Below are 7,004 nucleotides of genomic sequence, written 5' to 3'. Positions count from 1 at the left end.
GGTTTTTTATAAAAATTCGTGGTGGGGAGGAAACTCTTCCCGATAGCTATCGGGACTATCCGTTGAACTATGAGGCTATTTTTGGAGCTGCAAATTTAAGAATACTTTTCGATAAGTTTTTGACTTATCTCTGGATATTTTACCAGATCCATATAATATTCTTTGCTATAAACCTCTTTTAGGTGCTTTTCCAATTTTCCGGCCAAAAAATAACTTTTCACCTCCATGGTGAAAAAATATTCCCAAGGAATTCCAGATTTGCTGGTCCCTTCATTAAGTTCCTCCGTGTTGTGATACATAATGCGCTGCTCCAAATCGAAGGTTTTACCGATAAAAAAACTCCCGTCCTTTACCGATCTTATGATATATACAAATGGCATTTTTTCGCTCTGACTCAATCAGATTTATAAATTATTATCTTTCCTTGTCCCTGTAGCTTTTGGATATTCCCCAAAGGCTTAAGGCTATTTTTTCACGCGGCGAATTTAGTAATACTTTTATTTACTTTTGATAAAATTATATCCATACCGTTTTTTTGGAAATTGGCCCGGGAATCCGCTCATCTATAGGGCCATCGAAATTACCCAAATAGAAAAAACCCAAACAGGTTTCCCCCAAGGCCATTTCAAAAAACTCGTCCATATATTGTATCAAACCCGGGGAACTCCAGTAAGAACCTATGCCCATTTCCGTGGCCGTTAACCACATATTCTGAACGGCCATGGCTACTGATGCCACTTCCTCCCATTCAGGGATGCTTTCCTTAGGATCCCGTTGCATACAGATCGCAATTATCGCACCCGCTTTTTTGGGGTTTTCCATGAGCTTCTTATATTTAAATTCAGAAAAATTTGCCTCTGTCTCCTTATATTTTTCGGCCAGAAATGACCCCAGTCTCGCTTGGGAATCGCCATGAAGTACCTTAAACCGCCACGGTTCTGTTTTTTTATGGGTTGGGGCCCAGTTGGCGCTCTCCAACAAGGTATTGATTTGTTCCTTCGTGACAGATTTGGAATTATACTGAACAGGCATTACGGAACGTCTGTTTCTTATGATTTTGAGAATATCCATATACTTCTTTCCTTAAATTTAGCTAATGCGCTATTTTACAAAGCTATAAAGAAGGAGGAGAACACATGTCCTGGAAAAATAAAAAATAAGTTAAATCTATAAGCCCTACTTTTAATTAAAGAGGTAATCCTTTAACTTGCATAGCCCCCTAACATTCCGTCCCAATTATAATATGATCCAAAAATGAAAAATAGTTCTAAGAGAAAGGTGTCCACCATAGGTTCCACGGAGTTTACTGGCATAAGGTTATCAGAACCTGCAACTTATGCCGCCGGACCAAAAGCCGTGAAAGTTACCTTGGAGCATACCTTTAGGGAGATGGGAGTTTTTAGGGCATTGAATACCTTGTCACATATGAATCAGAAAGATGGGTTCGACTGCCCAGGTTGTGCCTGGCCAGATCCGGAAAAACCATCCAAGCTGGGGGAATATTGTGAGAATGGCGCCAAAGCTTTATCCGAGGAAGCAACCACTAAACGGGTGGATCGGGCATTCTTTGCCCAATATTCTGTGGAAGAGCTCTCCCATTGGTCAGATTACCATATTGGCAAAAGTGGTCGCCTCACCGAGCCTATGGTTCTTAGACCGGGCAGCATACACTATGAACCTATTACTTGGGACGGTGCCTTTGAAGTAATTGCCAAAGAGCTACAACAGTTAGCTTCACCAGATGAGGCTATTTTTTATACATCGGGAAGATCCAGCAATGAGGCTGCGTTTTTATATGGTCTTTTTTCCCGTGCGTATGGCACCAATAATATGCCCGACTGCTCCAATATGTGCCATGAATCGAGTGGTGTTGCCCTTGGGGAAACCCTGGGCATAGGCAAGGGTTCCGTAAAATTGGAAGATTTTTATGAGGCCGAAGTGGTGATGGTCATTGGGCAAAACCCCGGCACCAACCACCCAAGGATGCTTTCAGCTCTGGAGAAATGTAAGGTGAACGGTGGGAAGGTCATTGCCATAAATCCACTGGAAGAGGCAGGGCTGATCCGTTTTAAAAATCCACAGGAAATCAAAGGTGTTCTTGGAGCTGGGGAAAGCATAACGGACATCCATCTTCAAGTAAAAATCAACCAAGATATCCCACTGTTAAAGCTCATCCTTAAGAAACTGGCTTCATTGGATCAACAACAAGGGAATGTATTTGATCACGAATTCATAAAGCGCTATACCGAAGGCTATGAAGCCTTACTGGAAGACCTCAACAAGTATTCGGATCAAGAACTTTTGGAATTATCCGGAGTCTCTGAAAGCGCGATTGATAAGACCGTAGCCCTTTTGGCAGAGAAAAAGAAAATCATCATTTGCTGGGCCATGGGGCTGACACAGCATAAAAATGGTGTTGAGAACATCAAGGAATGTGTCAACCTACTGCTTTTAAAAGGCAGTCTGGGCAAGCCAGGGGCAGGTACCTGTCCGGTAAGGGGCCATAGCAATGTGCAGGGCGACCGAACTGTAGGAATCATGCATTATGTCTCGGAAGAACTCAACCAGGCCATAGAAAAAACGTTTGGCTTCAAAGCCCCTACCAAGGAAGGTTATGATACGGTGCGCGCCGTCCAGGCCATGCATGAAGGCAGGGCAAAGGTGTTTGTTGGTTTGGGCGGTAATTTTGCATCCGCGGTCTCTGATACGGAATACACCGCAGAAGCCTTACAGAATTGTACCCTGACGGTAAATATAAGCACCAAACTGAACCGGACCCATTTGGTCACAGGAAAAACAGCATTATTACTACCCACATTGGGAAGATCTGATTTGGATATGAAAGATGGAAAACCTCGATTTTTCACCGTTGAGAACAGTATGGGGAAAGTTCACCGTTCTAAAGGTATGCTGGCCCCAGCGTCGGACAACCTCAAGAGTGAACCGGAAATTGTGGGAGGTATAGCGGATGCCTATTTTAAAAGCAACCATGCTGTAGATTGGAAAAATCTAAGCGCTGATTACGAACTGCTACGGGAAAAAATGGGATTGGTCCTTAATGGGTTTAAGGATGTGAACAGAAAATCTGAAGGCAGTGGCTATTATTTGCCAAACAATGTACGGGAATTGGACTTCAGCAAGCTTCCCAACCAAAAAGCACAATTCAGTATAAATGGTCTTCCCGGGCACAAATTAACACCCAACGAATTTATCCTGATGACCATTAGGTCCCATGACCAATTCAACACCACAATCTATGGACTCAATGATCGCTACAGGGGTGTTCACAATGAACGCCGAGTAGTTTTTATGAATATCAAGGACATGGAAAGATTCAACTTAAAAAAACTGGATGTAATCAACCTCATGAGCAACTATGACCAAAAAGAAAGAAAAGCCCTGAAATTTCTTGTGGTCCCCTATAACATACCCGAAGGCAATATAGCCTCATATTATCCAGAAACCAATGTCTTGGTACCTTATAACCAGTATGCCGATAAAAGTTATACTCCCATTAGCAAATCTGTGGTTGTCACCTTAGAAAAATCTAGATTGTGAGGTATTGGAGTCAATATATTTTATTTTTGAATCCCTATTCATTCGGACTTAGAGGCCATCAACCTCGTTTTATACCAAACATTAAGGACCATGCCTCCCACGATCAACGAAATACCCAATAAGCTCCAGAGCCCATACATTTCGTCGAACCAAAAAAATCCTATTACACCGGTAAACAACACCTCCGTATATTTAAATGGGGCTACAATATTTGTTTTGGCACCTTGAAAAGCTTTGGTCATGTACAACTGTCCGAAAAATCCAAATATTCCCAAAGAAAGTAGCAGAAGCCATTCCCACCCTTCCGGCATTATCCAATTGGGGATTGCCAATACCCCTCCGACCAGAGTTGCGATCAGCATAAAATAATTTACGATGACCACGGGGTGGTCTCCTTGCCCAATTCTATTGATGATGATAAATACCAGCCCACTGGCCACTGCCGCCCCCAAGGCCAAGGATAACCCCACAAAACTTACTTGTCCGTCAAACCCTTTGAGCACAATGACGCCAATAAAGGACATGAGAAAAAAAATCCACTGCCACCCCTTAATGCGCTCCTTTAGTAGGACAACCGCAAAAAGAGCTGCAAAAATTGGTGCTATATACCTTACGGAAACAGAGGTTCCTACCGGTAGGTATTTTAAGGACATAAAAAAAAGGGTCATGGAAGTAACCCCTGCCAAACCCCTTAGGACCAATAATTTTCTTTGATTGCCCAAAATGGAGATCCGTTGTTGCCAAAGAAAGCCCATGGTAAAAAAAAGGGAACCCAAGGACCTAAAAAACACCAATTCATACGCATTGAAATGCACGAGGTATTTCACAAATACGTTCATAAAGGTAAAACCAAAGGCACTCAAGATCATGTAGCCAATAGCCCTTTTCACATCTGAATCACCAACGGTCATTAACCTCTCTTTTCTACCTGCCAAGCCTTATTTTTTTGTGAAAAGTATATTTCCAATATTGTGCATAATAAACAGCCTGTTTTATCTTATGATCTTGTCAAGATCTTGTGGCGTAACAGGCTTAAGAATATAATTTTTTACCTCCGTATAGGATTTGGCCCTTTCACAATCTATAGGATCTACGGAAGAACTCATAATGTATAATGTTACTCCGTTTTTTTGGCCAAGGGGAATCTTCTTGTATTCTTCCAAAAACTCCCACCCGTTCATAATTGGCATATTCAGATCCAATAATATCAGTGAAGGTAATTTCTTGTTCTCTTGGGACATTTCAGTCAAACCTTCCACGGCATCCTGCCCATTGTTGTAAACAATTAAATCGCCCTTAAATCCAATTTTTTTCATGATTTTTCTGGTCCCAAAAACAAATATGCGATCATCATCTATAATACAAATCGAACCCTTTTTTTCCATGATCGTAGATTTAGAAAACTTTAAAATATAGCTTGAAGGTCGATCCTTTCCCAACGGTGCTTTCCACTTCAATTTTACCGTTCATGGCCTCTATCTGGTTTTTGGTAATAAACAGACCAATTCCTTTGGCTTCCTCATGCTTATGGAAGGTTTTGTACATTCCAAATATTTTATTCCTGTGTCGCTCTAAATCGATCCCCAAACCATTGTCCGATATGGACAATATTACGTTGTCCTTGGTGGTTGTGGAGGATATTTCTATTTTAGGATTTTTATTCGGATCCCTATATTTGATACTGTTGGTCACCAAATTCAAAAGGATGCTGTCAACATAGGCCGGTACTGCTTGGACCACTTGATCCTTGGGCACGGAGATTTCAAATTGAACATCACTCTCTTTGGCCAACGCGCTAATATTCTTCCTGACGCTTTGGATGGAATTGTACAAGTCTACGCCGGTTAGTTTTTGGGACGCGTCTTTTTTGATCTGAACTACTTCATTGAGATGGTGAACCGTATCACTCAGGCTATCTGAGGCATCTTTTAGCATTGCCAACACATTTTCTTGATCACCTTGTTCCTCTTCATCCATGAGGAAACTCGTGAGCATGGAAAGGTTACTGGAATGGGACCTTAAGTTGTGGGATACGATATGTGCAAAGTTGGTTAAATTCTCATTTTGACCCTTTGTTACCTCCAGTAGATCCCTCAATTGCTTTTCGGCATGCTTCAATGCCGTTATATCCCAATTTGTTCCTATGATCCTTTTGGCTATGCCATTCTCATCCCTTTCTAAAATGGAATCTACCTTCAAATAACGATGTTCCCCATTGGGCCATACTATTCTAAATTCCCCATTGAACTCCTTTCCTCCGTAATAGGCTGCTTCTATGCCCTTATGGCAAAGCTTTCTGTCTTCGGGATGGATCATATTTAACCACTCACCATAATCACCATTATATTCATCTTTCCCAACGCCATAGAGGGTATACATCTGATCGCTCCAATAATGGCCACTTCTTGAAAAATCGTATTCCCATATGCCAATATTCGCTGCCTTGGTGGCAATAGCAAGTCTCTCGGAGATCTTATTATACTCTATTTCTGCCCTTTTATCTTTGTCTATATCCTGGAATGTTCCAAAAAGACGAATACACTTGCCATCTACAAGTTCCGCTTCCCCTTTGGCCCTTACCCAAAGTTCCTTGCCCTTAGCAGTTATAATAATAAGTTCCGTATCCCAAGGCTTACCTTCTGCTATTCCGGAAGCGACAAGTTCCGTTATTTTATCTCGGTGTTCTCCCGCCTTATAAAAATTAATCCCCTCCTCTAAACTAGGGATATAATTTTTGGGCAATTCGTGTATCTCCTTGGTACTGTCCGACCAATAGAGTTTATTGGCGATTAAGTCTACCTCCCATCCCCCAATATTGGCAACAGATTCTGCCTTTTTGAGCATTTCCTTTTGCCTCTTACCCTGGGATATATCTTCAACAACGACGATAAGGCCACCTACCGAGCCATCTTCCTTTCTCCAAGGATTTATTTTCCACTTCAACCAATGAATGGCACTTTCAGGTCCAAAGATCTTCTGTTCCTCCATTGCAAATGAATTCCCTTTCAAACAATAATTCATTGCCTCCTTCACTTCTTCGGAAGTATTGGGAACCGAATCGAAGATATGTTCCCCTTCCAAATTCCTATCCCCAATTCCAAACTCTTGGTTCCATAAGTCCGAATATTCAATAAAGCACAAATTCTGATCTAAAGCCGATATAGGGAGGGGGGCTTCACTGATATAAGTCTTGGTATGTGTAGGTTTCAAATTATTATCCTTTTCAATTGATTTAGTAATAAATTAGGTATGCGTGGGGTATGTATCACAAGATAGCAAATATCCGAACCATTTTCTCAATCTATAAGGCTAAAATGTCTGTTCATACATCGTTTTATAACTTTCATACACCCTAAACCTAAATGGAGAGTCCTAACTTATATTATTACCCACAACCAAATAAACAAAAGAAAACAATTAAAATTAATGTCGAACTATTTGTACAA

6 protein-coding genes are annotated in these 7,004 nt (G+C 41.3%); 1 reads left to right on the top strand and 5 read right to left on the bottom strand.

Translation table 11 applies throughout. The annotated features are described in order from the left end of the window. Nucleotides 1-95 precede the first annotated feature (95 nt). Both WAA86_RS02980 and WAA86_RS02975 read right to left on the bottom strand, forming a co-directional pair. Nucleotides 96-380 carry a GIY-YIG nuclease family protein gene (locus tag WAA86_RS02980; RefSeq protein WP_337299481.1) on the bottom strand — a complete coding sequence of 95 codons (285 nt, stop codon included), beginning with the start codon at nt 378-380 and terminating at the stop codon, nt 96-98. A gap of 136 nt (nt 381-516) precedes the next feature. After that, nucleotides 517-1,071, bottom strand: coding sequence for a nitroreductase family protein (locus WAA86_RS02975; RefSeq protein ID WP_337299480.1), 555 nt, complete (start codon nt 1,069-1,071; stop codon nt 517-519). Between the two features lie 183 nt (nt 1,072-1,254). Here WAA86_RS02975 and WAA86_RS02970 point away from each other — a divergent pair, with 183 nt between their 5' ends. Then, nucleotides 1,255-3,558, top strand: coding sequence for an FdhF/YdeP family oxidoreductase (locus WAA86_RS02970; protein ID WP_337299479.1), 2,304 nt, complete (start codon nt 1,255-1,257; stop codon nt 3,556-3,558). A 38-nt stretch (nt 3,559-3,596) separates the two neighbouring features. Here the strand turns inward: WAA86_RS02970 and WAA86_RS02965 are convergent, their stop codons facing one another. From WAA86_RS02965 to WAA86_RS02955, 3 genes are read right to left on the bottom strand one after another with little or no spacing between them, the layout of a single operon-like run. Next, on the bottom strand, nt 3,597-4,493 hold the full coding sequence (locus WAA86_RS02965) for a DMT family transporter (protein WP_337299478.1): 897 nt from the start codon (nt 4,491-4,493) through the stop codon (nt 3,597-3,599). 57 nt (nt 4,494-4,550) lie between these two features. Further along, the gene (locus WAA86_RS02960; protein WP_337299477.1) at nt 4,551-4,943 is read right to left on the bottom strand and encodes a response regulator; all 393 of its coding nucleotides are present in this window, start codon (nt 4,941-4,943) and stop codon (nt 4,551-4,553) included. A 10-nt stretch (nt 4,944-4,953) separates the two neighbouring features. Continuing rightward, on the bottom strand, nt 4,954-6,768 hold the full coding sequence (locus WAA86_RS02955; RefSeq protein WP_337299476.1) for a PAS domain-containing sensor histidine kinase: 1,815 nt from the start codon (nt 6,766-6,768) through the stop codon (nt 4,954-4,956). Between the last annotated feature and the right edge of the window lie 236 nt (nt 6,769-7,004).

The organism is Sediminicola sp. 1XM1-17, assembly GCF_037203765.1.
In the GTDB taxonomy this organism is placed as follows: Bacteria; Bacteroidota; Bacteroidia; order Flavobacteriales; family Flavobacteriaceae; genus Sediminicola.
The sequence above is the reverse complement of the archived record's forward strand: the minus strand, read 5'-3'. Positions and strand labels throughout refer to the sequence as shown.

What these genes read in the sequence shown, in the direction of transcription:
- WAA86_RS02960 (WP_337299477.1), bottom strand. Translation starts at nt 4,943, where the DNA reads ATGGAAAAAAAGGGTTCGATTTGTATTATAGATGATGATCGCATATTT.
- WAA86_RS02980 (WP_337299481.1), bottom strand. Translation starts at nt 380, where the DNA reads ATGCCATTTGTATATATCATAAGATCGGTAAAGGACGGGAGTTTTTTT.
- WAA86_RS02975 (WP_337299480.1), bottom strand. Translation starts at nt 1,071, where the DNA reads ATGGATATTCTCAAAATCATAAGAAACAGACGTTCCGTAATGCCTGTT.
- WAA86_RS02970 (WP_337299479.1), top strand. Translation starts at nt 1,255, where the DNA reads ATGAAAAATAGTTCTAAGAGAAAGGTGTCCACCATAGGTTCCACGGAG.